This window comes from Chryseobacterium sp. BGA-UO-ETr-SB22, from assembly GCF_059567885.1.
On the sequence record NZ_JCAQOV010000005.1, the window covers coordinates 633,432 to 655,779 of the forward strand.

20 protein-coding genes are annotated in these 22,348 nt (G+C 36.2%); 10 read left to right on the plus strand and 10 right to left on the minus strand.

Going from position 1 to position 22,348, the window contains the following annotated elements; translation table 11 throughout:
- Nucleotides 1-8: 8 nt before the first annotated feature.
- The 6 genes from trpC to AC57AW_RS10145 form a co-directional block, all read right to left on the minus strand.
- Nucleotides 9-782 (minus strand): indole-3-glycerol phosphate synthase TrpC, encoded by a 774-nt coding sequence (trpC, locus tag AC57AW_RS10120; protein ID WP_496351762.1) that lies wholly within the window; start codon nucleotides 780-782, stop codon nucleotides 9-11.
- A 28-nt stretch (nucleotides 783-810) separates the two neighbouring features.
- The gene (gene trpD, locus AC57AW_RS10125; RefSeq protein WP_496353879.1) at nucleotides 811-1,797 is read right to left on the minus strand and encodes an anthranilate phosphoribosyltransferase; all 987 of its coding nucleotides are present in this window, start codon (nucleotides 1,795-1,797) and stop codon (nucleotides 811-813) included.
- A 41-nt stretch (nucleotides 1,798-1,838) separates the two neighbouring features.
- Nucleotides 1,839-2,438 carry an anthranilate synthase component II gene (locus tag AC57AW_RS10130; RefSeq protein WP_318848088.1) on the minus strand — a complete coding sequence of 200 codons (600 nt, stop codon included), beginning with the start codon at nucleotides 2,436-2,438 and terminating at the stop codon, nucleotides 1,839-1,841.
- A 56-nt stretch (nucleotides 2,439-2,494) separates the two neighbouring features.
- Nucleotides 2,495-3,919: an anthranilate synthase component I family protein gene (locus tag AC57AW_RS10135; protein WP_496351763.1), complete on the minus strand. Its 1,425-nt coding sequence runs from the start codon at nucleotides 3,917-3,919 to the stop codon at nucleotides 2,495-2,497.
- 253 nt (nucleotides 3,920-4,172) lie between these two features.
- Nucleotides 4,173-4,814, minus strand: coding sequence for a hypothetical protein (locus tag AC57AW_RS10140; protein WP_496351764.1), 642 nt, complete (start codon nucleotides 4,812-4,814; stop codon nucleotides 4,173-4,175).
- Nucleotides 4,815-5,105: 291 nt separating this feature from the next.
- Nucleotides 5,106-5,558: a cupin domain-containing protein gene (locus AC57AW_RS10145; protein WP_496351765.1), complete on the minus strand. Its 453-nt coding sequence runs from the start codon at nucleotides 5,556-5,558 to the stop codon at nucleotides 5,106-5,108.
- A 202-nt stretch (nucleotides 5,559-5,760) separates the two neighbouring features.
- Between AC57AW_RS10145 and AC57AW_RS10150 the strand changes: the two genes are divergently transcribed.
- The 4 genes from AC57AW_RS10150 (at nucleotide 5,761) to lysS (ending at nucleotide 9,146) form a co-directional block, all read left to right on the plus strand.
- Nucleotides 5,761-5,979 carry a hypothetical protein gene (locus tag AC57AW_RS10150; RefSeq protein WP_496351766.1) on the plus strand — a complete coding sequence of 73 codons (219 nt, stop codon included), beginning with the start codon at nucleotides 5,761-5,763 and terminating at the stop codon, nucleotides 5,977-5,979.
- Nucleotides 5,979-6,353, plus strand: coding sequence for a c-type cytochrome (locus AC57AW_RS10155; RefSeq protein WP_318848083.1), 375 nt, complete (start codon nucleotides 5,979-5,981; stop codon nucleotides 6,351-6,353). Before AC57AW_RS10150 ends, AC57AW_RS10155 begins: the two co-directional genes overlap by 1 nt.
- A gap of 3 nt (nucleotides 6,354-6,356) precedes the next feature.
- Nucleotides 6,357-7,289 (plus strand): 23S rRNA (adenine(1618)-N(6))-methyltransferase RlmF, encoded by a 933-nt coding sequence (gene rlmF, locus AC57AW_RS10160; RefSeq protein ID WP_496351767.1) that lies wholly within the window; start codon nucleotides 6,357-6,359, stop codon nucleotides 7,287-7,289.
- 159 nt (nucleotides 7,290-7,448) lie between these two features.
- Nucleotides 7,449-9,146: a lysine--tRNA ligase gene (lysS, locus tag AC57AW_RS10165; protein WP_496351768.1), complete on the plus strand. Its 1,698-nt coding sequence runs from the start codon at nucleotides 7,449-7,451 to the stop codon at nucleotides 9,144-9,146.
- 36 nt (nucleotides 9,147-9,182) lie between these two features.
- Here the strand turns inward: lysS and AC57AW_RS10170 are convergent, their stop codons facing one another.
- Genes AC57AW_RS10170 through AC57AW_RS10180 form a run of 3 tightly spaced genes read right to left on the minus strand, consistent with a single transcriptional unit; the run spans nucleotide 9,183 to nucleotide 12,050 of the window.
- Nucleotides 9,183-9,698 (minus strand): ClbS/DfsB family four-helix bundle protein, encoded by a 516-nt coding sequence (locus AC57AW_RS10170; protein ID WP_496351769.1) that lies wholly within the window; start codon nucleotides 9,696-9,698, stop codon nucleotides 9,183-9,185.
- 7 nt (nucleotides 9,699-9,705) lie between these two features.
- Nucleotides 9,706-10,710, minus strand: a complete 1,005-nt coding sequence (locus AC57AW_RS10175; RefSeq protein WP_496351770.1) for a cytochrome d ubiquinol oxidase subunit II — start codon at nucleotides 10,708-10,710, stop codon at nucleotides 9,706-9,708.
- On the minus strand, nucleotides 10,707-12,050 hold the full coding sequence (locus AC57AW_RS10180) for a cytochrome ubiquinol oxidase subunit I (protein WP_496351771.1): 1,344 nt from the start codon (nucleotides 12,048-12,050) through the stop codon (nucleotides 10,707-10,709). Before AC57AW_RS10180 ends, AC57AW_RS10175 begins: the two co-directional genes overlap by 4 nt.
- A 234-nt stretch (nucleotides 12,051-12,284) precedes the next feature.
- On the opposite strand from AC57AW_RS10180, the gene gyrB reads away from it, so the two are divergent.
- The 6 genes from gyrB to AC57AW_RS10210 all read left to right on the plus strand — a co-directional run bounded on the left by gyrB (nucleotide 12,285) and on the right by AC57AW_RS10210 (nucleotide 20,774).
- Nucleotides 12,285-14,219 (plus strand): DNA topoisomerase (ATP-hydrolyzing) subunit B, encoded by a 1,935-nt coding sequence (gene gyrB, locus AC57AW_RS10185; RefSeq protein ID WP_496351772.1) that lies wholly within the window; start codon nucleotides 12,285-12,287, stop codon nucleotides 14,217-14,219.
- Between the two features lie 82 nt (nucleotides 14,220-14,301).
- Nucleotides 14,302-14,721 (plus strand): DUF5684 domain-containing protein, encoded by a 420-nt coding sequence (locus tag AC57AW_RS10190; RefSeq protein ID WP_496351773.1) that lies wholly within the window; start codon nucleotides 14,302-14,304, stop codon nucleotides 14,719-14,721.
- Between the two features lie 397 nt (nucleotides 14,722-15,118).
- Entirely contained in the window at nucleotides 15,119-17,011 is a 1,893-nt protein-coding gene (locus tag AC57AW_RS10195) for a DUF3858 domain-containing protein (protein ID WP_496351774.1), read from the plus strand.
- Nucleotides 17,012-17,013: 2 nt separating this feature from the next.
- The gene (locus tag AC57AW_RS10200; protein WP_496351775.1) at nucleotides 17,014-18,948 is read left to right on the plus strand and encodes a transglutaminase family protein; all 1,935 of its coding nucleotides are present in this window, start codon (nucleotides 17,014-17,016) and stop codon (nucleotides 18,946-18,948) included.
- Nucleotides 18,949-19,054: 106 nt separating this feature from the next.
- Nucleotides 19,055-19,879: an RsiV family protein gene (locus tag AC57AW_RS10205; RefSeq protein WP_496351776.1), complete on the plus strand. Its 825-nt coding sequence runs from the start codon at nucleotides 19,055-19,057 to the stop codon at nucleotides 19,877-19,879.
- Nucleotides 19,880-19,883: 4 nt separating this feature from the next.
- Nucleotides 19,884-20,774 (plus strand): diacylglycerol/lipid kinase family protein, encoded by an 891-nt coding sequence (locus AC57AW_RS10210; RefSeq protein ID WP_496351777.1) that lies wholly within the window; start codon nucleotides 19,884-19,886, stop codon nucleotides 20,772-20,774.
- Between the two features lie 182 nt (nucleotides 20,775-20,956).
- Here AC57AW_RS10210 and AC57AW_RS10215 read toward each other — a convergent pair whose 3' ends face one another.
- The gene (locus AC57AW_RS10215; protein WP_496351778.1) at nucleotides 20,957-22,237 is read right to left on the minus strand and encodes a dicarboxylate/amino acid:cation symporter; all 1,281 of its coding nucleotides are present in this window, start codon (nucleotides 22,235-22,237) and stop codon (nucleotides 20,957-20,959) included.
- Nucleotides 22,238-22,348: the final 111 nt, after the last annotated feature.

Consider the following 22,348-nt stretch of genomic DNA (forward strand, 5'->3'; position numbering starts at 1 on the left):
TTTATAAATTAAATTTGTACTGAGAAATTTTCAAATGCTTTGGCTGGATTCGTATTTTTCATGAAGTATTCTCCCATGAGGAAGCCGTCAAATCCTTTTTCTTTTAAAAACTGAAAATCTTCAAGGTTGTAAATACCGCTTTCCGCCACAGATAAAACTTCTTTTGGAAGCTGGTTTTTTAACTGAACAGAATGCTGCAGATCCACATTGAAATCCTTAAGGTTTCTGTTGTTGATCCCCACAAGATCAATTTTTGAATTACAATGTTTCAGTTCATCTTCCGTATGAATTTCCATTAAAACCTCCATGTTTAGTTCATGAGCCAGATCCGTAAATTCTTCTACCTGAGCGGGTGAAAGACAGGATGCGATCAGTAAAACGACATCCGCTCCAATACTTCTAGCTTCATAGAACTGGTATTCATCAATCATGAAATCTTTTCTCAGAATCGGAATGTTAATATCATTTCTTACACTTACAATATCATTTAAGTTTCCTCCGAAAAAGTCATGATCAGTCAGGATAGAAATTCCGCTGGCTCCAAAATTTTCGTATGCTGAAACCACTTCTAAAGGTTCTACGCTATTGTTGATGATCCCTTTTGAAGGAGATTGTCTTTTAAACTCAGCGATAATACCGCTTTTATTTTTGATGGATTCTTTCAGAGAATGGGTTTTTCTCCCAAAAAAAGCTGTGTTTTTTAATTGGTCAAGAGATATACGGGATTTTGCTCCGGCAATCTCCAATTTTTTTCGTTCAATAATTTTATCCAGTATAGTCATTTTTTGTGTTTAAAATTTAGGATGAATTTTAATTAATCAAGAGATTAAAACTGTTTAATGCTTTTCCGCTTTGCAGGCTTTCCTGAGCTAAAAGAAGACAGTCGTCATACGTTCCGAACTGGTGCGTGTTGTAAAGAGCGACTGAAGCATTAGCCAGAATCACAGAATTTTGTTGCTCCGTACCTTTTCCTTCCAGGATATTCATAAATATTTTTGCCGTTTCCTGAACAGAGCTGCCAGCTTTAATATCTTCCAGCGTTACCGGATTGAAACCTAAATCTTCAGCAGAATAAATTTCTTCTCCGTTTTTTGTAATGATTTTGCTGTCGTCAGTAAGACTTATTTCATCATATCCGTCAAGGCCATGTACCAGGATAAATTCGCGTTCCTCTCTTTGCAGGAGATATTGGTAAATTCTTGCAATTTCCAGGTTGTATACTCCAATCATTGAATATTTGGGTTTTGCAGGATTAACTAATGGTCCCAAAAGGTTAAAAAATGTTCTTAATCCTAAAGATTTTCTCAATAATCCAACAGATTGCAGCGCAGGGTGAAAATAAGGAGCATGTAAAAAGCAGATATTGGCTCTCTCAAGGTCTTCATTCAATTGCTCCGAACTGTTTTTGAACTGATAGCCCAGTTCTTCCAGTACGTTGGATGAACCGGTGATAGTGGAAGCTCCATAATTTCCATGTTTGGTTACCTTCTGCCCGGCTCCTGCCACCACAAAGCTGGCTAATGTTGATATATTGATGGTGTCTTTTCCGTCACCTCCCGTTCCCACAATGTCAATGGCATCACTGGCATCTATGTCTGCAGGAACAGCCATCTGTAGCAGAGCCTCTCTGAATCCTTCCACTTCCTTCAGGGTAATATTTCTCATCAGGAAAACGCTGACAAAAGCAGTAACTTCTGCAGCATTGAATTTATTCTGTGCAATCTCAATCATGGTAGCCTTAGCTTCTGATTTTGAAAGCGTATTATGGTTGAACAGGTATTGCAGTATTTCTTTCATTTGTGGGGTTTTTATTGTTGTTGAAGGATTTTCTAAGGTATTCATGACAATAGAAAGTTTTTAATGATTACTTCTCCTTCGGGTGTCAAAATACTTTCAGGATGAAACTGTACTCCGTGTACATCATAGGTTTTATGCTGTAAAGCCATGATCATTCCGTCTTTGTCTACAGCTGTGATTTCCAGTTCTTCCGGGAAACTTTCAGTATTTACTGCCCAGCTGTGGTATCTTCCGACTTCCAGTCCTGAACTTAGATCCTTGAATAGCTTTGTATTTTCTTTTACCAGTTCAGTAGTGGTTGCTACTCCGTGGAAGATTTCGGTCAGGTTGATCAGATTTCCTCCGAAAGCTTCAGCAATGGCTTGTTGTCCGAGACACACTCCCAGGATACTTTTTGTAGGGGCATATTCCTTAATAAGGTCTAATAAAATACCTGCTTCTTCAGGAATTCCAGGTCCTGGAGAGAGGATGATCTTGTCATACTTTCCGATTTCTTCCAGGGTAATTTCATCATTTCTTACCACATCCACTTTTTGATTCAGAATTCTTTCAATAATCTGGACCAGGTTATAAGTGAAGCTGTCATAGTTATCAAAAACGAGAACTTTAAGTGGCTGCTGAGTGTTTATATTGTTGTTCATTTCTTTTTGTTAGGTTGTTTTTTTGCTAGTTGCTAGTTGCTAGTTGAGTGGAACTGTTATTTTTCAACTATTTTTTCTGCTTTTTCTACAGCTTTTTTAAGCGCATTCAGTTTGTTATTGACTTCCTGCAGCTCATTTTCCGGAACTGACTTTGCCACAATACCGGCACCAGCCTGGTAAAAGAGTGTATTATTTTTACTTAAGAAAGTTCTGATCATAATGGCCTGGTTGCAGGTTCCATTTAATCCGATAATTCCTATACAGCCGCCATAATATCCGCGGGAATCTTTTTCATATTGATTGATAAGTTGAAGCGCTTTATGCTTTGGTGCACCACTGAGAGTTCCCTGGGGAAATGTTGCAGATACCATTTCAAGAGGATTGATGGTTTCGGAAACGTCGGCTGTTACTTCACTTACCATATGGATAACGTGAGAAAACAACTGAATTTCTTTAAGCTTGGTCACCGTTACATTTTTTCCGAGTTTTCCAAGATCATTTCTTGCCAGGTCTACCAGCATGGTATGTTCTGCATTTTCTTTGGGGTCTGCCTTCAATTCTTCAATAGCTTGAAGGTCAGCTTCAAAGTTTCCTGTTCTTTTGGATGTTCCGGCAATCGGGTGAATGATTGCTTTATTGTCTTTTATAATTAATTGGCTTTCAGGGCTTGATCCGAATAATTTGTAATTTCCATAATCAAAATAGAAAAGATATGGAGAAGGGTTGATATTCCTTAAAGCCCTATATACATTGAATTCATCTCCTTTGAATTTCTGTTCAAATCTTCTGCTCAGAACCAATTGGAAGACATCTCCACGCATGCAGTGTTTCTGGGCTGTTTTTACCAGTTCAATATAGTCTTCGTCGGTAATATTAGACGTTTCCTCATCAGTTTTTTCAAAAGGATACACCGGCGTATTTTGATTCTTAATAAGGTTTTCCAACAGATGAAACTCAGATTTTACCCCGTCAATAGAATTTTCAATAATGTGCATTTCATCGTTGAAATGGTTGATAGCGATCACGTATTGATATAATCTGTATCTCAGAATAGGAATTTCAACTTCCTTACTTTGTGCTTTAAGATTGATTTTTTCGAAAAACTGTACTGCTTCAAAGCTTGTATATCCAAAAAGACTCTGAGCCGTCTGTTCTATAGGATCGTTGGTTTCTTCACATTTAAAAATATTCCTGAATTCTTCAAATATATCTGTGATATTGCGCTCCATCATAAATTGCTTTACAGGAGCCGAAGCAGGAAGTTTAATTTCATATTCGCTGAGGTTTTTCACTTCAATTCCTGCAATGGCATTCACTGCGATAAAGGAAAAGTTGTTATCAATACTTTTTGAATCTGAACTTTCCAGAAGGATCGTATCCCGGAATTTATCTCTGATCTTAAGGTAAATATTCATGGGAGTATGAAGGTCTCCCAGCGTTTTTTTCGAAACAGTTTTTATTTTAATTGTGTCTGTAAACATCTTGTTGTTGTATTTTTTGTGAGATTAAGGAATAAAAAAAGGCTTCAACGGTATCCGTCAAAGCCTATATATTGTTTTTTGATTATTTCTGCTGTATGATTAGCAACATGACAATACCTCCAGACCCGACGAAGAGTTTGAAAGCCACCACCAAATATTGTTGCTCATTTTAAACATGGGACAAATGTAGAAATTTTTTTAATACAAAAACTAAAAAATAGTAAAAAATACAAAAACTTAATATAAGAATATCCTATTGAAGCCGCTTAAGCTCAAGTTGTAATTCTTTGATTTTCTCTTTATAAGTTTCATCATCATAATATTTTACATACTCTTCCAATGCCGCAATGTATTCTTCAATGAATTCCTTATTGGTTCTATCTGCTTCATACTTGGTTTTTGCAGAGTTGACAGGGGCTTGCTTCTCATATTGTCGCAGAATTTTGCCTTCTCTGGACTGATCATAAAGAATAACTATGTTCTTTTCATATCCTGGAATGTATTTTACAGGAATATCCTTATCACCAGGAATTCTGATCGAATTACTGATAGGATAAATCGTTGCAGAAGTAGTGGAGAAAAAAGTAGTGGTGTATTTTCCGTCCTGTTTTTTTACAATAGCTTCATAGTCATGGATATACATTTCGTTTAGGGTAGAATTGGTTTCTACATCAGACGTGATGATTGCGGTGCTTTCCACTCCGTATTTGTTTAAGAACCATGCATTTAAAAACTGTCCTCCAAACCCATTTAATATAGCCAATGGAATAATCGGGATCAGAAACCATGCTTTTTTAGTCAGATACGAGAGAAGACCAAAGAACACGAACAGCAGGATCACAGTATAAAAACCATGATGACTGGTGAAAAACAGAATTTTTGAAATTAAAACCATGTATTAAATATAATTATTTTATTTAAACGCTGAGATGGTAAGGATGTTATTAAATTATTATTAAAATTGTAGCAAAAGCTTTTCATTCAGTAAGATGTGTAGGAGATAATTTAAATTGCTGTGTTAATTTAAAGAATTTAAACGCTGAGATCGCAAGGAATAAAGATTTAAAATGGTCGCAAAGGCGTTTCACTTAGCAATGTCCGCCATCATTAGCTAAACGAAGTGCCTTTGCGACCAAAAAAATAGATTTTAATCATCATTACTTTGTGAACCTGACGTTTAAAACAACTATTTTACTGGCTCAGACAAAGGAATATCAGGCGTTCCACTGTAGAAAACAATCAGAGTTGCTCCTTTATCTCCGGTTTTTCCTCTGTGTGCAATATTGACCATTTCAGGAAGCACCTGGCCTTTTCTTACCCATTGTGTTTTGCCATCTTCTTTTCTTTCGATCTGGATTTCTCCTTTTTCTACATATGCAGCATTAATGACAGAGTGTTTATGCCAGTCCAGAGCTTTGTTGGGAGGTACGGCAATTTTAAGCACAGAAATTTCAGGCTGTGTGGTGGGATAAGCCGGATACACCGTTCCATCCCATGACTTTGTCGTTTTTAAAAGGGTTACTGATTCTATTTTATCAGTATATTCTGATTGTGGTTCGTTCGATGAATTATCACAGGAAAGAAGCAGGGAAGTGAGTAAAGCAAAGAAAGCTGTACCCAATAGATTTTTTTTAGTCATAAACTTTTTAATTAATAGATTGATTTTTGGTTCGGATCATCCGTGATACAAAAATAACAAGCCTGTTTAAATTTCCCTACTGTTTGAATTATTTTTTATTAATCTGATTATGGTTCAGTCCTTAAAAAATATTTATCAAAGAAAACATTTGTCATAAGTTTAAAACTTTATTTTTTATATTTTTGCTATCAAATTAGAAAAAATGAAAAAAGTATTAGCAATCGCATTTATCGGAGGTTTATTATTAGCAAGCTGCAAAAAAAAGCCAGATCACTCTTTACAGGATAGCAACACTATGATGGAAGAGCCAGAAGCAACTACTGTTGTAGATTCTACAGCTAAAACTACTGCTCCTGCTGCTGCAACTCCGGTTACACCTGCTCCTGAAGCTGCTAAAACAGATTCTACAGCGAAGAAATAATGAAAAAAATACTTTTAGCAGGAATATTGGGTCTTATGACTCTTTCCTGTTCTAAAAAAGAAAATACAGCAGAAGTGGCAGCTTCTTCTGAAACAACTACTGTTTCGGAACCGGCAAAAACTAATCTTTCAGGTGATCAGATCATGGAAACATTGGATTGCTCAGGATGCCACGCTGTAAATGAGAGAATGATAGGACCTTCTTATAAGGAAATTGCAGGAAAGTACTCTGAAAAGGATACAGAATTGCTGGCTTCCAAAATTATAGAAGGCGGAAGTGGAGTTTGGGGAAGCGTGCCTATGGCAGCCCATCCACAGGTATCTAAAGAAGATGCCAAAAAAATGGTGGAATATATTTTAAGCCAGAAGAAATAAAATATGTCTGCTGAAAAATCCAGTCTGCACACAAGAAATCTGCATCGCAATCCTTATGATTTTGATGAGCTTATTTCTTGTGTGCCGGAACTGAAACATTATGTTTTTAAGAATGCTTACCAGACGGTAACCATTAATTTCAGTATTCCCAAAGCAGTAAAACTCCTCAACAAAGCTTTACTCTTACATTTTTACCATATTAAAGGCTGGGATATTCCCGATACCAATCTATGTCCTCCCATTCCCGGAAGAGCAGATTACGTACATTATATTGCCGATCTTTTAGCTGAAAATCTTGATGGAATTCCGACAGGAAATTCTGTAAAAGGTTTGGATATAGGAACAGGAGCCAATCTTGTGTATCCTTTAATCAGTCATAAATCTTACAGCTGGACCATGTTGGGGACCGACATTAATCAGGATTCTTTGACTAATGCCCAGCATATTTTAAATCAAAATCCGGATCTTTCATCTTATATTCAGTTGAAAAATCAGCCTGATGCCGATCATATTTTTACAAATATTATTGGTCCTGGTGATAGGTTTACTTTTTCGATGTGTAATCCTCCTTTTCATGATTCTGAAGCGTCTGCAATGAAAGGAAACATCAGAAAAACAAAAAATCTTAAAATAGCAAAATCAAGGCAGCCTGTGCTCAATTTTGGTGGTCAGCAGTCAGAACTATGGTGTGAAGGTGGTGAATTGGCTTTTATCACTAAGATGATTCATGAAAGTGTATTGTTTTCATCTCAGGTTCTTTGGTTTACATGTTTGGTTTCCAAAAAAGAAAACCTGAGTAAGCTGACGAATCTTTTAAAGAAGGTGAAAGCAATTGAAGTGAAAACGATCGATATGGCTCAGGGGCAAAAAGTAAGCAGAATGCTGGCCTGGACGTTTATTCCTCAGAAGGATAGGGAAATGTGGTTCAAAATTTAACGTTCAAGGTTAATTGCATGAGTGTTTAAATCCCGAATCTCACCACCCCGTATCCCGCATTTCAGTTCCATTCACGGACCACATTTTAAAATTTCTGAAAAATCAATTGACGGTCAACTCAAAAATGCCTAAATTTGTACGCTTTTAGAAAAATAAGAAATGCAATTATCAGAACAAGAAATCATTAGAAGAGAAAAGCTGAATAAGCTTACTGAAATGGGGATTAATGCGTTCCCTGCGGATGAATACACAATCACAGATACTACAGAATCTATAAAACAGAACTTTTCTGAAAGTAAACAGGTGAAGATCGCCGGTAGATTGATGTCCCGCAGAATTCAGGGGAAGGCTTCTTTTGCTGAGTTGCAGGATTCTAAAGGAAAAATCCAGGTTTACTTCAACAGAGACGAGATCTGTCCGGGTGAAGATAAAGAACTATATAACGAAGTATACAAGCACCTTTTGGATATCGGTGATATTATCGGTATCGAAGGAGAATTGTTTACCACTCAGGTAGGAGAGATGACCGTTTTAGTAAAGAACTTTACGCTTCTTACAAAGGCTTTACGTCCGCTTCCTCAACCTAGAACTGACGAAAATGGTGTCGTACATGACGGATTTACAGATCCTGAACTGAGATACAGACAGCGTTATGTAGATTTAACGGTAAATCCACAGGTGAAAGAAATTTTCGTGAAGAGAACAAAATTGTTCAATGCGATGAGAACTTTCTTTAATGATGCAGGATACTTTGAAGTGGAAACACCTATTCTACAGTCGATCCCTGGTGGAGCTGCTGCAAAACCGTTTATCACGCACCACAATGCATTAGATATTCCATTATATTTAAGAATTGCCAACGAATTATACTTGAAAAGATTGATCGTAGGTGGTTTTGACGGAGTATATGAGTTCTCAAAAAACTTCAGAAATGAAGGGATGGACAGAACACATAACCCTGAGTTTACCGCTATGGAGATCTATGTAGCGTACAAAGACTACAATTGGATGATGGATTTCACTGAGAAATTATTGGAATTCTGTGCCACTCAGGTTAATGGAAATTCAGAATCTACTTTTGGTGAACACACAATCAATTGGAAAGCTCCTTACCCAAGAGTTTCTATGACAGATGCGATCCTGAAATATACAGGGTTTGATATTACAGGAAAAACGGAAAAAGAGCTATATGATTTTGCCAAGTCTATCGGTATTGAAGTAAATGAGACGATGGGGAAAGGAAAATTAATTGATGAAATCTTCGGTGAGAAATGTGAAGGAAACTTCATTCAGCCGACGTTCATTACAGACTATCCGATCGAAATGTCTCCGTTGACGAAAAAACACAGAAGTAAAGAAGGCTTAACAGAGCGTTTTGAATTGATGGTATGTGGTAAAGAAATTGCCAATGCGTATTCAGAGCTTAATGATCCTATTGATCAAAGAGAGCGTTTTGAAGCACAAATGACTTTATCTGAAAGAGGAGACGACGAGGCAATGTTCATTGATCAGGACTTCTTAAGAGCATTGGAATATGGTATGCCGCCAACTTCAGGGTTAGGAATTGGTATGGACAGATTAATCATGTTTTTAACGAACAATCCATCGATCCAGGAAGTATTATTCTTCCCTCAGATGAGACCTGAAAAAGCGGTTCCACAAATTGAATTAGGAGAAGATGAAAAGGTAATCCTTGAAATCCTTAATTCTCAGGAAGAAGCAATGTCTTTAGCTGAAGTAAAACAAAGAAGCCAGTTATCCGGTAAAAAATGGGATAAAGCTTCCAAAACTCTGACAAAGAACAATATTGTGAAAGTAGAGAAGATTGACGAAAATGTTTTGATGAAATTGGCTTAAGATTTCTCAGAAGATATAAATATAAAAGGTACAGAGTTATTCTGTACCTTTTTCTTTTTTCCATTTCCGAAGCTGTGTCCTGAAGTTTTTAAAAGGAGCTACGGTATTGATATGAATCCATTTCCAGACCGGCCATTGGGCGGGTGTAGTTGCCCATTTTCTTTGTCCGGGAATAAATAATGTATCATCGTCAAGGCTTTTTATCCATGCAATAATTTCATTAACCTGATTTTGTAATAATGTTCTTTGCTCTTGTAAGCTATAAGATCCGTATTGATCATAAAATGACTGATATAATCCCTTCAGGTTATTCCATTTATATTCTGGAGTTGGTGTTTTTACTTCAATTCCTTTTCTTTCATCGGCTTCCCATTGCAAAAGCAGATGTGTCCATCCCAGCTGATAGGAAATATTCTGCGATGGGGTTTTGTCAACTCCAGGCTGCAAAAGATCCTTTTCGGTTTCTTGGATGTCATCAAATTCCTGATCATAAAGCTGATATCTTTTCTTCAGTTCTTCAATAAGCTCTTTTTTATCCTTATAACTCTGCATATTTCACCTATTTTCTCAGCTTACTGAAAGAAGCCATCAGATAAAATAAAAACGGAAGAATAAATAAGGAGCCCAGCACCAAAGCCCATCCCAATGCTGCAATGGTTTTTTCGGGGGCCATATGTTCCAGTAATGAAAGATGTTGTCCGTTTCCTAATAAAATGATATTCGGATTGTGCTGATACGTTGCAGCTACTAAAATCATGACCATTTGAAATCCTGCCAACGCACGTACCGGAAGAAGTTTTTGTCGGTTCAACGCTCTTAAAATAAGCAATAATGCAATAGTAGCAAAAGCAATAGACATAATACCCAAAGGCTTGGAAAATACCCACATCAAAAGAGGAATATCTGAAATATAGGCTGTAAAAAACACCAAAATTCCGGTAATTACCACAAAGATCATTGTCTGCTTAGATTTTCTTATCATCAATAAAAGATCTGCTTTATCACGGGTTTCTCTTAATGAAAAGATAGAAGCCAGATAAGCACACAATGCAACAGTGAATAAACCTACAGAAACCCCGAACCAGTTCAGCCAGCTAAAAATATATAAGTCCACAAAACTTACCGCGTCAGGATTGATAGAGTGTGAAACCGTTGCAGCAGCAATTAATCCTAAAAAGAAAGGTGTTAAAAGACTTGCGTAATAGAAGATCTGGGTATATAAAACCTGCCAGTTATCTTTCACGGCATCATAGTGCCTGAAGGTAAATGCCGTTCCTCTTGCAATAATCCCTACAAGCATCAGGACTAAAGGAATATGCAGATAGGTAGACATGGTAGTATATATTTCGGGAAATCCTACAAAGAGAATTACAATCGCAATAATCAGCCACATATGATTGGCTTCCCATACAGGAGCAATAGACTCATACATGATTTCATGAGTTTTATTTCTGGCTTTTTTATGAGTAAAAAGCTCTACAATTCCGGCTCCGAAATCAGCGCCTCCCAGAATAATATAAAGACAGATGGATAGCCAGAGAAAACCTATTACAACGTAGATCATGATTGTTTGTTTTTATCGTTAAACTGAGAATCGGTAGGATCGTAAAGCTTCGGTACCATTTGGATTTGTCTTTTTAAAAGGAAAATAAGAATTAATGATAAGGATATGAAAATAGCGGTAAAGAAGTAGAAAGAATACTGTATTCCCGGCATGGGAGTGACGGCGTCTACTGTTCTCATGATCCCATAAATGATCCAAGGCTGTCTTCCCACTTCGGTAACTGTCCATCCGGCTTCCAGAGCGATATATCCGAATGGTGTTGCTATTAAGAACGTTTTTAACAGCCAGTTTTTACTCAGCCATTCCTTTCTGAAGAAGAAAGAATATAAATAAATGACTCCAATACCAATCATGACCACTCCAAAGAAAATCATGATCTGAAAAGCATAATGAACAACTGCAATCGGAGGCCATTCATCTCTCGGGAAATCTTTAAGACCTTTAACTTCAGCATTGAAATCATTACTCACCAGAAAACTTAAAACCTTCGGAATTTTTACAGCATATTTTACCTCTTCTTTTTCTTCATCAGGAATTCCTCCAATAATAAATGAAGCTCCTTTTTCAGTTTCAAAATGAGCTTCCATAGCTGCCAATTTAATAGGCTGGCGTTCTGCTACCGATTTTGCAGCAATATCACCGCTTAAAGGCGCTCCAAATGCTCCGATAAGGGCAAAGCCTACCGCAATTCTAAAAGCTTTGGTATGAAATTCAATATTCCTTTTTCGAATAATCATAAAGGCATGAACTCCGGCCACCGCAAATCCTGTCGCACAAAATGCCGCAACAGTCATGTGAAGAGCCTGCGGAAACCATGCATCATTGAGCATTGCTTTAATAGGATCTATATTAAGATACTGTCCATTGATATAATCAAAACCTGTTGGAGAATTCATCCATGAGTTGGCTGCCACTACCAAAATTCCGGAAGCCAGTCCGCTTACTCCAACCAGGAATCCGCAAAACCAGTGAAACCACTTATTGAATTTATCCCATCCATATAAAAAGAAACCAATAGCAATAGCCTCAATGAAAAAGGCAGTTCCTTCAAGTGAAAACGGCATTCCGAAAATAGGACCTGCATGTTTCATAAAACCAGGCCATAAAAGCCCCAGCTCAAAAGAAAGCATTGTTCCTGAAACAGCTCCTGTAGCAAAAAGGATGGCTACTCCTTTGCTCCATGCTTTTGTAAGTCCTTTATATACTTCATTTTTGGTTTTTAGGTATTTCCAATGGGCAAAAGCCATGAGAAAAGGCATCACCATACCCACACAGGAGAATATGATATGAAAGCCCAGAGAAAGTGCCATCTGAGCACGGGCAGCAATAAAATCATCCATAAATATCAACTTTTCAGTAAATAAATTTACGCATAAATTATTGATGTTGAGTATGATTTAAAACAGTTGGTATTTCAGGAATACCATTTAATTTTGAATCTTTTATTAATTGCTGTTCTTTATGTTTTCGATAAGAAAACTCTACATTTTTTTGACACTTTTTAACTTTCATAACTCGAAAAAAATCACGATATTTGTAAGTCTTTGCATAGAGCAAGATTTTTAATATTTAATATGAGTCAGAAACAATATACAGCTAGTAGTATTCAGGCATTGGAAGGGATGGAGCACGTTCGTATGCGTCCTTCAATGTACATTGGTGATGTAGGGATGAGAGGTCTCCATCATTTGGTTTATGAAGTAGTAGATAACTCTATTGACGAGGCGTTGGCAGGATACTGTGATACTATCTTCGTTAGCATCAAGGAAGGAAACGGAATTGAAGTAAGTGATAATGGTAGAGGTATCCCGGTTGATTTCCACGAAAAAGAACAGAAATCAGCTCTTGAAGTTGTAATGACAAAAATTGGAGCCGGGGGTAAGTTTGATAAAGATTCTTATAAAGTTTCGGGTGGTCTTCACGGAGTTGGGGTATCGTGTGTGAATGCACTTTCCAACGAAATGGTAACTACTGTTTACAGAGACGGGAACATTTATCAGCAGATTTATTCCAAAGGAAAAGCTCAGACGGAAGTTGAAGAGATTGGGAACAGTGACAAAAGAGGTACCAAGCAGTTCTTTCAGCCGGATGATACTATTTTTACAGAATTAGTTTACAACTATGATACGTTAGCAACCCGTTTAAGAGAACTTTCTTATCTGAATAAAGGAATTACAATTACCCTTACAGATGAAAGAGAAAAATTAGAAGATGGTTCTTTCAAATCTGAGATTTTTCATTCTGAAGGTGGTTTAAAAGAATTTGTTGCTTATATCGATGGCAGCCGTGAATCTATCATGGAACACGTAATTTTCATGGAAGGCGAAAGAGATGATATTCCTGTTGAGGTGGCGATGCGTTATAATACGTCATTCAACGAAAATCTTCACTCTTATGTTAATAATATTAATACCCATGAAGGAGGTACTCACCTTGCAGGTTTCAGAAGAGCTTTAACAAGAACTTTAAAGAAATATGCAGATGAATTGGGACTTCCTGCAAAAGAAAAAGTAGAAATTACCGGTGATGACTTCCGTGAAGGATTAACAGCTGTAATTTCTGTAAAAGTAATGGAACCTCAGTTTGAAGGGCAGACCAAAACAAAATTAGGAAACTCTGAAGTTTCGGGTGCTGTTGATAAGATTGTAGGGGAGATGCTTACGAACTTCCTGGAAGAAAACCCTAATGAAGCTAAAGTAATTGTTCAAAAAGTTGTTTTAGCTGCCAAAGCAAGACAGGCTGCAAAAAAAGCCCGTGAAATGGTTCAGAGAAAATCTCCAATGGGAGGTTCCGGACTTCCTGGAAAACTTTCTGACTGTTCATCTAAAGATCCGGCTGAGTCTGAACTTTTCCTTGTAGAGGGAGATTCCGCAGGTGGAACAGCTAAACAGGGAAGAGACAGACACTTTCAGGCTATTCTTCCGTTGAGAGGTAAAATCTTGAACGTAGAGAAATCTATGCTTCACAAAGTATATGATAATGAGGAGATCAGAAATATCTATACCGCTCTTGGGGTATCGGTAGGTACTGAAGAAGATAGCAAAGCATTGAATATGGTGAAGCTAAGATACCATAAGGTTGTGATCATGACCGATGCTGATATCGATGGATCCCACATTTCTACCTTGATTCTTACTTTCTTCTTCAGATATATGAAGGAACTTATTGAAAACGGATATATCTATATTGCTCAGCCTCCTTTATACCTATTAAAGAGAGGTAACAAAAAAGTATATGCGTACAATGAAAAAGAACGTGAAGAGTTTACTTTAGAAATGTCTCCGGATGGAAAAGGAGTAGAAGTACAACGTTACAAAGGTCTTGGGGAAATGAACCCTGAACAGCTTTGGGAAACAACTCTGAACCCTGAACACAGAATTCTGAAGCAGGTAACCATTGATAATGCAGTGGAGGCAGACAGCGTTTTCTCAATGTTAATGGGAGATGAGGTTCCGCCAAGAAGAGAATTTATCGAGAAAAATGCGAAATATGCAAAAATTGATGCATAAACGTTTTTAAAAATATAATAAAAAAAGCTTCTAATTATTTAGAAGCTTTTTTTATATTTGGAGAAACCAAAAAAACAATAATATGTTAACTCTTTTACAAACAGACCCTTACAATGGGGCAGATGCCGTGTCTGGCGCAGCAGCCGGATTAGGAATCGGAACAATGTTCTTCGGCTTACTATGCTATATTTTCTATGGATACTGCATGTACAAAATCTTTCAGAAAGCAGGAAGACAAGATGCCTGGGCTGCTTTTATCCCGATTTACAATTCAATAGTTCTGCTTGAAATTGTGAAGAAACCGATATGGTGGATTATTCTTTTCTGTATTCCATTGGTAAACATTTATGCCTTCTGGGTTGTATATGACAGACTGGCCAAAGGTTTTGCCAAAGAAACTCCTCTGTACACCATTCTGATTTTCTTTTTGGGATTTATCTTTATCCCTGTATTGGGGCTTGGAAGTGATCCTTTTGACAGTAAACTGGTTCCAAATGATTAAAAAGGAAAATTAAAAACAAAAAGACTTCAGAAATGAGGTCTTTTTTTATTTGGGGTTTTTAGTATTGTAGAATTTATTGTACTGCTGTTTACTATTAATTCTACAGCTTTTGAATTATATTAATCATAATTTATTTTAAATTTGAAACGCAGACAATATGAAGTTTTATCGCTTCATTACACAGAATAAATATCCTTTCAAATCTAGAATGAGTATAAATATTCTGTTTTAACTTTTCAGAATATAATAATGGAGAGTTGCTAATGTGTTCATATCCTTATAAGTACATTTAAAAAGTACTTTTTAAGTATTAGGTTAAGGCTTCACGTGTTGAAGCCTTTTATATTTTTTTTAACAGTTATTAAGATTTTCTTATTTTTGCATAATTTTAATAACTATGATGAAAATATTAGTTCTTGGGGCATTGTCTGTTGCCTCATTATATTTTGCACAAAGCTATCCTGCTTCTGCAATTCCTGAGAATTTAAAGAAAAATGCTAATGTTGTGATACGAAAAGCTTTTACAACAGCACAGATAAATAAAATTAATCAAATAAAATATCAGTATAATACAGTAACCACTGTTCTGAATAAAGATGGAAATGATCATGCTACTGCCTATATCCCTTACGATAAAGAAAGACGTATTTCAAATGTAAAAGTGACCATTTATGATGAAGCCGGAAAAAAGATTAAAAGTGTTTCAAAGTCCGATTTTCAGGATGTAGCAAACAACCCTCAGGGGATCTTTTATTCTGATAACAGAGTTTTGGTATATTCTTATACACCCGCTCAGTACCCTTATACCGTTGACTTTTCCTATGAAACGGATGATGAAAATACAGTTTTTATTCCTGATTTTGTGCCATTTAACTCTGTTAGAACATCTCTGGAAGAAGCACAGTTTAAAATCATCAATACTTCAGGAATTGAACTTCGAACTAAGATATATCCATCAAAATACAACTATACCTCTGTTATAGAAAGTGGCAGTACAAATGATAAAACCTATTCATACAAAAACGTACCTGCCATTGATGATGCTTTTATGATTCCGCAGCCCGTTAAAATATTACCTGCAGTAAACTTTGCCCTGGCAAGGTTCAGTCTGGCAGGAAAGCAGGGAACTTTGAATAACTGGACAGATTTCGGAACCTGGATTTATAATGATCTTCTGATACCTGTTTCTGCTTCTACTCCTGCTATCAAGGCTGAAGTGGCGTCTTTACAGCTGAAGGGATCTGTAGAAGATAAAGTGAAGAAAATTTATCAGTATATGCAGAACAAAAGCCGATATATTGCTGTGGCATTAGGAATTGGCGGCTGGCAGCCCATGCTGCCGGATGAGGTTCAGAAAAAAGGCTATGGAGACTGTAAGGGACTTACGAATTATATGAAAGTTCTTCTGAATGAGGCAGGGATTCCTTCCAATTATTGTATCATTACCTCTGGCCGTTCGCAGGTTTCTTTTGACCCTGAATTTCCTTCTATGGGTGGAAATCACGTTATCCTGATGGTTCCGACTGAAAAAGGAAATATCTGGCTTGAAAATACTTCTCAGCAGATTGCTTTTAATCATTTAAGCTACAGTACAACTGATAGAAATGCACTGGCAGTAACTCCAAAAGGAATCGAGCTTATCAATACACCGGTGTATAAAGCCGAACAGAATAAGGAAAAACAGGTATTGAAAATTAACCTTAACGAGGATAACAGTATTGCCGGAACAGGGAATTTTTACTACACAGGAAACCAGTATGATTATAATTTAAGGTTTGTTAATCTTAACCCAAAAGAGAAAAATGATGCAGTAAAATTAAATTTTGACATTTTAAACTTTGAAAAAGTGGAAATGAAAAACTTTACCAATGACAGAGACAATGCTGTTATTACGTATGACCTTGATTTTAAAACCAATAATTTTTCTAAAAAAGCAGGAAATAGTCTTTTATTCAGATCTGTACCCATTTTTTCCGATGTTGTTTACAAGACAGATGAAAACCGTGAACTTCCTTTTGAGGTGAATATGTCTTTCGAAGACGAATATGAAATTGATTTTGTGCTTCCTCTGGGATATAAAGTTGATGAAACTCCTGATAATTCAAACATCACTTCTGAATTTGGGTCATACAAGCTAAGTTTTGTTAAAAATGACAATCAGATAAAAGTGACTAGAAAAATGCAGATCAATAAAGGTCTGTACCCAAAAGAAAAATATAACGATTATATAAGTTTCAGAAAGAAAATTCTGAACATGGATAATTCAAAAATATTAATAACAAAAATATAACCATGAAAAAACTAATAGTATTGGTCTTTTGCTCTGCCAATGCAATAATGATGAATGCTCAGAAGAAATACGAATTTCTGAATCCTCCGAAATTCAATGATGCAGATTTGTCTAAAACAAAATCTTTATTGGATGAAAATGCTCCTGCTGAGATTCTGTATAAATCTGCATACTTTATGGTGGATGCAAACACAGGGAATCTGCACAAAAAATATTATTACAGAGTTAAGATTTATGATAAAGATAAGGCCGAAGACTGGCTGAATCTTGAGATTCCTATTTATAATGTTGGAACTAACAGAGAATCACTGGGGAAATTCAAGGCTTTTACATACAATCTTGAAAACGGAGTTACGGTTCCTGTGAAAGTGGAAAAAAGTTCACAATATAAAAGTAAAGAGAATAAATATGTTACCCTGACAAAATTTGCTTTTCCGAGCGTGAAAAATGGATCTATCTTAGAATATCAGTATGAAATAATATCACCATTTCGATTCATTATTCCGGAAGTATTGATAGAATCTGATACCCCTTCTCTGAACACAGAATATGTTTTGGATGCTCCTATCAACATGTCTTATAATGTAAACTATACCGGGGGACTTACACCTAAACACAGGGAAATGGAGGAAAGGAATCTGTACGGTGCCCAATACAAAACTTTCAGATTTGCTTATGAAAACCTAAAGGGCTTTAAAACTGAAAAATTCGTAAGAAATGACAGGAATTTCAGAACAAAAATTGGAGCTGAGCTGAACTCTACTAACTTCGGTGAGCTTAAGCTGTATTCATCATCATGGGATCAGATTGGGAAAAGACTTTACGAAAGCGACGATTTTGGAGGAGAATTGAAAAGAACAAAACTGGCAAAAGAAAATATGCCGGCAGCAGTTTCAGGAATGAAAACCGATCTTGAAAAGGCAAATGCTATTTTTTCATATGTTCAGAAAACTTTTACATGGAACAAAGACAAAGGGGTTTACACTGAGGATGGTATCAAAAAATTGTTGGAAACTAAAGTTGGAAATGCGGCAGAAATTAATCTTTTTTTAGTGATGATGCTTCGTGAGGCCGGTCTTAAGGCTGATCCGCTGGTGATTTCTACCGTGGAAAATGGATTGATTAATCTTGTGTCACCTAATATTTCAAATATGAATTTTGTATTGGCTGCGATTAATATTGATAATCAGCTGCATATTTATGACGCCACTTCAAAGCAATCCTCGCTGGATGAAATCCCTCTTAAAAACTGGAATCAATATGGGATTTTGGTAACTAAAGAAAAGGTTCTGCAGATTCAGATGGCCAATATAAAATCAAGCAATACTTTCCTTACAGCCAATGCTAAAATCAATGAGGACGGAAGTATTTCTGGAACCTATTCAGACAGAGATACGGGAGCTTATGCAATGTATGTGAAAGATAGCTATGATGATAATGCAGAAAAATATAAAAAGCAGTATAAAGAAAACTTTTCTATGGACTTTACGGATATCAATTCAAAAGTTTTGGAAAATGGAGATTTTGAAAGTAGCATGAAGTTTTCTTCAATGAACCTTATTGATAGAGTAGGAAAGAAAATGATCATCAATCCGATGCTGTTTTTAAACAAAAGTTCCAACGAGTTTGATCAGACGGAAGTCAGACAATATCCTATTGATTTTGGATCACCTATCACTAAAGTGAAAAAGATTATTCTTGAAATCCCTGATGGATATGTGATTGAGGAAATGCCTAAAGACAAAAGAATCGTTACCGAAGATAAAGAAATTGCATATACCTATTCTGTAGAACAAAAAGGAAATAAACTGGAAGTGACTACAACAACAAAAATTAGCAGTTCAGATTATCCGAAAGAATATTATTCTGCATTTAAACAAATCTGGGGGGTAGCATCTAAGTTTGAAAATCAGGTAATCAGCCTTATTAAAAAGTAATATTTAAGAGAGTTTAAATAAGATTTTTTTTAAAAAAAAATAAAGTTTTTTCAAAAACCATTCATCTTTTGAATGGTTTTTGTATTTGATATCAAAAATCAGAATTATGAAAAATACGATTGCTGTTATAGCATTATCTTCTTTCTTAGCGGTGACTGCCTGTAAAAAAAATGAAAAGGCAGAGCCGATAGAAAAAACTGAAAATAAAGTCACTGAAGGGTTTGTAGTAGATTCTGTGAAAGTAAATGACTCTACAAAAATTACAGACTCTTTAAAAGTGAGCTACACTTCAAAACTGTTGGTTTTTCCTTCATTAAAAGATAAAAAGCTATTAGACAGCATCTATTTCCAGAATGAAAAAATCAAAGACTTTTCCAAAGCAGGGCTGCAGGCTTATCTTGATAAAGAAAAGAATGATTATTTCAGTTCTATGAAAAATGATAACAAAGACTGGGTTTCAGATGTTACCTATGCTCAGAATTGGTATTCAAGCTCACATATGAATTTGATGTCCAATACAAATGATTATATGCATATTCAGTATGTAGGAAGCGGATATGAAGGGGGAGCTCATGATAATTATGGTTTTTCAGAAAGAGTTTTTGATCTTAAAAACAGCAAAAAATTAGAATTGAAAGATATTACTTCAATGCCTAAAAATAAAATTGAAGCAATTCTGATGAAAAATATCAATAAAATCAACAGCGGAACGATGGATGGTGACGGAGAAGTGAAAAACTCAGAAATGCTGTTAGTTGAGAAGATTCCGGCATCCGATAACTTTTATTTTGATGATAAAAACCTGTATTTCCATTACAGTCCTTACGAAATTGCAGCTTTTGCAGCAGGAGATATCACAATTCCTATCTCTTGGGAAGACCTGAAAGGGACATTAAATCCAGAATTTAAAGAAAGAATGAAAATTAAGTAAATTAATGCTTCCAGATCAGGAAGCATTTTTTAATTTTGCAGTAATGGAAAAAGTAGCTTTTATTATCAACCCTTTTTCGGCCAAAAAGAACTATCAGCCGTTTTTGAATGAACTTAAAACAAAGGTTAACAACCCGTTGTATTATGTATCAGAATCTATTCCGGGAACAGATGAGTTTATCAAGGCGCATTTTGAAGAAGTGGATATTTTTGTAGCCATAGGAGGAGATGGTACCATTTCTACCGTAGCCAAAAATCTGATTAATACAGAAAAAATTCTGGCTATTTTCCCAGCTGGTTCAGGAAACGGATTTTCCAATGAAACCCAGTTCAGTAAAAATCTGGATGAACTTTTAGAAAAAATAAAAACCAAAAATTCCAGAAAGATTGATACTTTTACCGTAAACGACAGGCTGTCTATCAATGTTTCAGGAACAGGATTTGACGGTAAAGTTGTCAAGGAATTTGAAAAAACAAGCCGCGGATTCAAAAACTATATCAAAGTTTCCCTAAAAACTTTCTTCAACTATAAGCCAATCAAAGTGAAGTTTTTTGATGAAGAATACCAGCAGTACAACGGAAGGTATCTGATGATGAATATTGCCAATACCCGCCAGTTTGGCAACAACGCTTACATTGCTCCAAAAGCCAGCAAAAGTGATGGTTTGGTGGATATGGTTTTGGTGAAAAAGTTTCCTTTGACCTATTCTGCACTGTTTGCTTTCAGAATGTTTACCAAAAGACTGAAAGACGATGACTATGTTACTTATCTTCCAGTCTCCGAAATATCTTTTAAAGTCAATACCAAAAACTGGCATCTTGACGGGGAATTCAATAAAATCAAATCACCGATTCATGTTAAAGTACAGCCGTCAAGCTTAAGTATCTTGATTTAAAGTTTAAGGTTTTGAGCTTAAAGGTACAAGGACATAGTATAAAATTATCAGTTGCTGGTTGTTAGTTGCTGATAAAATTCACCATTCACTTGCTAAGCAAAATTCACTAGTAACCTTAGTTAATCTTGATCAATACTTCACAGCTGTTTTCCTGCAACCTGTTATCTGCCACCTAATCCCTCTCACACTTCCAGTTTTTTCTCAACTTCAGCCGGATGATCCAGGCAGTATTGAAGCTGTTTTTTATCAAGCTGTTTTTCCCAGTTGGCAACTACTACCGTAGCTACAGAATTCCCAATTACATTCGTCAGCGCTCTGCATTCGCTCATAAACTTATCTATTCCAAGGATTAATGTCATTCCGGCAATTGGAATTTCAGGAACTACTGCTAGGGTGGCTGCCAAGGTTACAAATCCAGCACCGGTAACTCCAGCGGCTCCTTTTGAACTTAACATGGCTACCAGCAGAAGCATTAGCTGTTTTTCAATAGGAAGATGGATGTTTAACGCCTGTGCAATAAACAGAGAGGCCAGTGTCATATAAATATTGGTTCCATCGAGATTGAAGGAATATCCTGTAGGGACTACAAGACCTACAATAGCTTTGGAGCACCCAGCTTTTTCAAGTTTTTCCATGATTCCCGGTAGAGCAGACTCTGAAGAGCTGGTTCCTAAAACAAGAAGAAGTTCTTCTTTAAGGTAAAAAAGAAGCTTGAAAATGTTAAATCCGTTATACCAGGCTACAGATCCTAATACCAGCACTATAAAAAGGATAGATGTAATATAAAATGTCCCAACAAGGAATATAAGGTTCAGTACAGAATGAAGCCCGTACTTTCCGATCGTAAATGCCATTGCCCCGAATGCCCCGATAGGGGCCAGTTTCATAAGCATATGAACGATTTTAAATACCGGAGTTGCTAGATCCTGTAAAAAATCGGTTACTTTATGGCTTTTTTCTTTTGTTAAAACCAGAGAAACTCCCATTAAAATAGCGACCAGCAGAACCTGAAGAATATTATCACCCACCAAAGGACTGAATAAAGTCTCCGGAATAATATTCATAATGAATCCTGTAAGTGTTGATTCATGAGCTTTTGCCTGGTATTGCGAAACATCACCTGAAAGAGTAGCAGGATCAATATTTAAACCATGACCAGGCTGTAAAATATTCCCTACAAATAGTCCGATGATAAGAGCAAGAGTTGAAAATGTGAAAAAATAGATCATTGCTTTTATGGCAATTCGGCCTACTTTTTTCAAATCGGTCATGTGGGCGATTCCCAGCGTAAGGGTAATAAAGATGACTGGGGCAATAATCATTTTCACTAATTTGATGAATCCGTCGCCCAGAGGTTTCATTTTTTCTCCTAATTCAGGATAAAATTTTCCAAGAAGAATACCGGCAACTATTGCTATAATCACCTGGAAATAAAGCTGATTGTATATTTTTTTTGCTTTCAAAGAACAGTCGTTTTGTTTTTTTAAGGGCGAAAATTAAGAAAAATTCTCTGAAAACATGATAAAAGTCATTGAAAAGTATCTATAGTGGCGGATTGATTAATAAAAAACTCC

Coding starts and splice junctions, on each gene's coding strand:
- AC57AW_RS10205 (WP_496351776.1), top strand. CDS start 19,055: ATGAAAAATACGATTGCTGTTATAGCATTATCTTCTTTCTTAGCGGTG.
- AC57AW_RS10150 (WP_496351766.1), top strand. CDS start 5,761: ATGAAAAAAGTATTAGCAATCGCATTTATCGGAGGTTTATTATTAGCA.
- AC57AW_RS10180 (WP_496351771.1), bottom strand. CDS start 12,050: ATGGATGATTTTATTGCTGCCCGTGCTCAGATGGCACTTTCTCTGGGC.
- lysS (WP_496351768.1), top strand. CDS start 7,449: ATGCAATTATCAGAACAAGAAATCATTAGAAGAGAAAAGCTGAATAAG.
- AC57AW_RS10130 (WP_318848088.1), bottom strand. CDS start 2,438: ATGAACAACAATATAAACACTCAGCAGCCACTTAAAGTTCTCGTTTTT.
- AC57AW_RS10140 (WP_496351764.1), bottom strand. CDS start 4,814: ATGGTTTTAATTTCAAAAATTCTGTTTTTCACCAGTCATCATGGTTTT.
- AC57AW_RS10210 (WP_496351777.1), top strand. CDS start 19,884: ATGCTTCCAGATCAGGAAGCATTTTTTAATTTTGCAGTAATGGAAAAA.
- AC57AW_RS10145 (WP_496351765.1), bottom strand. CDS start 5,558: ATGACTAAAAAAAATCTATTGGGTACAGCTTTCTTTGCTTTACTCACT.
- AC57AW_RS10135 (WP_496351763.1), bottom strand. CDS start 3,919: ATGTTTACAGACACAATTAAAATAAAAACTGTTTCGAAAAAAACGCTG.
- AC57AW_RS10190 (WP_496351773.1), top strand. CDS start 14,302: ATGTTAACTCTTTTACAAACAGACCCTTACAATGGGGCAGATGCCGTG.
- AC57AW_RS10155 (WP_318848083.1), top strand. CDS start 5,979: ATGAAAAAAATACTTTTAGCAGGAATATTGGGTCTTATGACTCTTTCC.
- rlmF (WP_496351767.1), top strand. CDS start 6,357: ATGTCTGCTGAAAAATCCAGTCTGCACACAAGAAATCTGCATCGCAAT.
- AC57AW_RS10195 (WP_496351774.1), top strand. CDS start 15,119: ATGATGAAAATATTAGTTCTTGGGGCATTGTCTGTTGCCTCATTATAT.
- gyrB (WP_496351772.1), top strand. CDS start 12,285: ATGAGTCAGAAACAATATACAGCTAGTAGTATTCAGGCATTGGAAGGG.
- AC57AW_RS10200 (WP_496351775.1), top strand. CDS start 17,014: ATGAAAAAACTAATAGTATTGGTCTTTTGCTCTGCCAATGCAATAATG.
- trpC (WP_496351762.1), bottom strand. CDS start 782: ATGACTATACTGGATAAAATTATTGAACGAAAAAAATTGGAGATTGCC.
- AC57AW_RS10175 (WP_496351770.1), bottom strand. CDS start 10,710: ATGATCTACGTTGTAATAGGTTTTCTCTGGCTATCCATCTGTCTTTAT.
- trpD (WP_496353879.1), bottom strand. CDS start 1,797: ATGAAAGAAATACTGCAATACCTGTTCAACCATAATACGCTTTCAAAA.
- AC57AW_RS10170 (WP_496351769.1), bottom strand. CDS start 9,698: ATGCAGAGTTATAAGGATAAAAAAGAGCTTATTGAAGAACTGAAGAAA.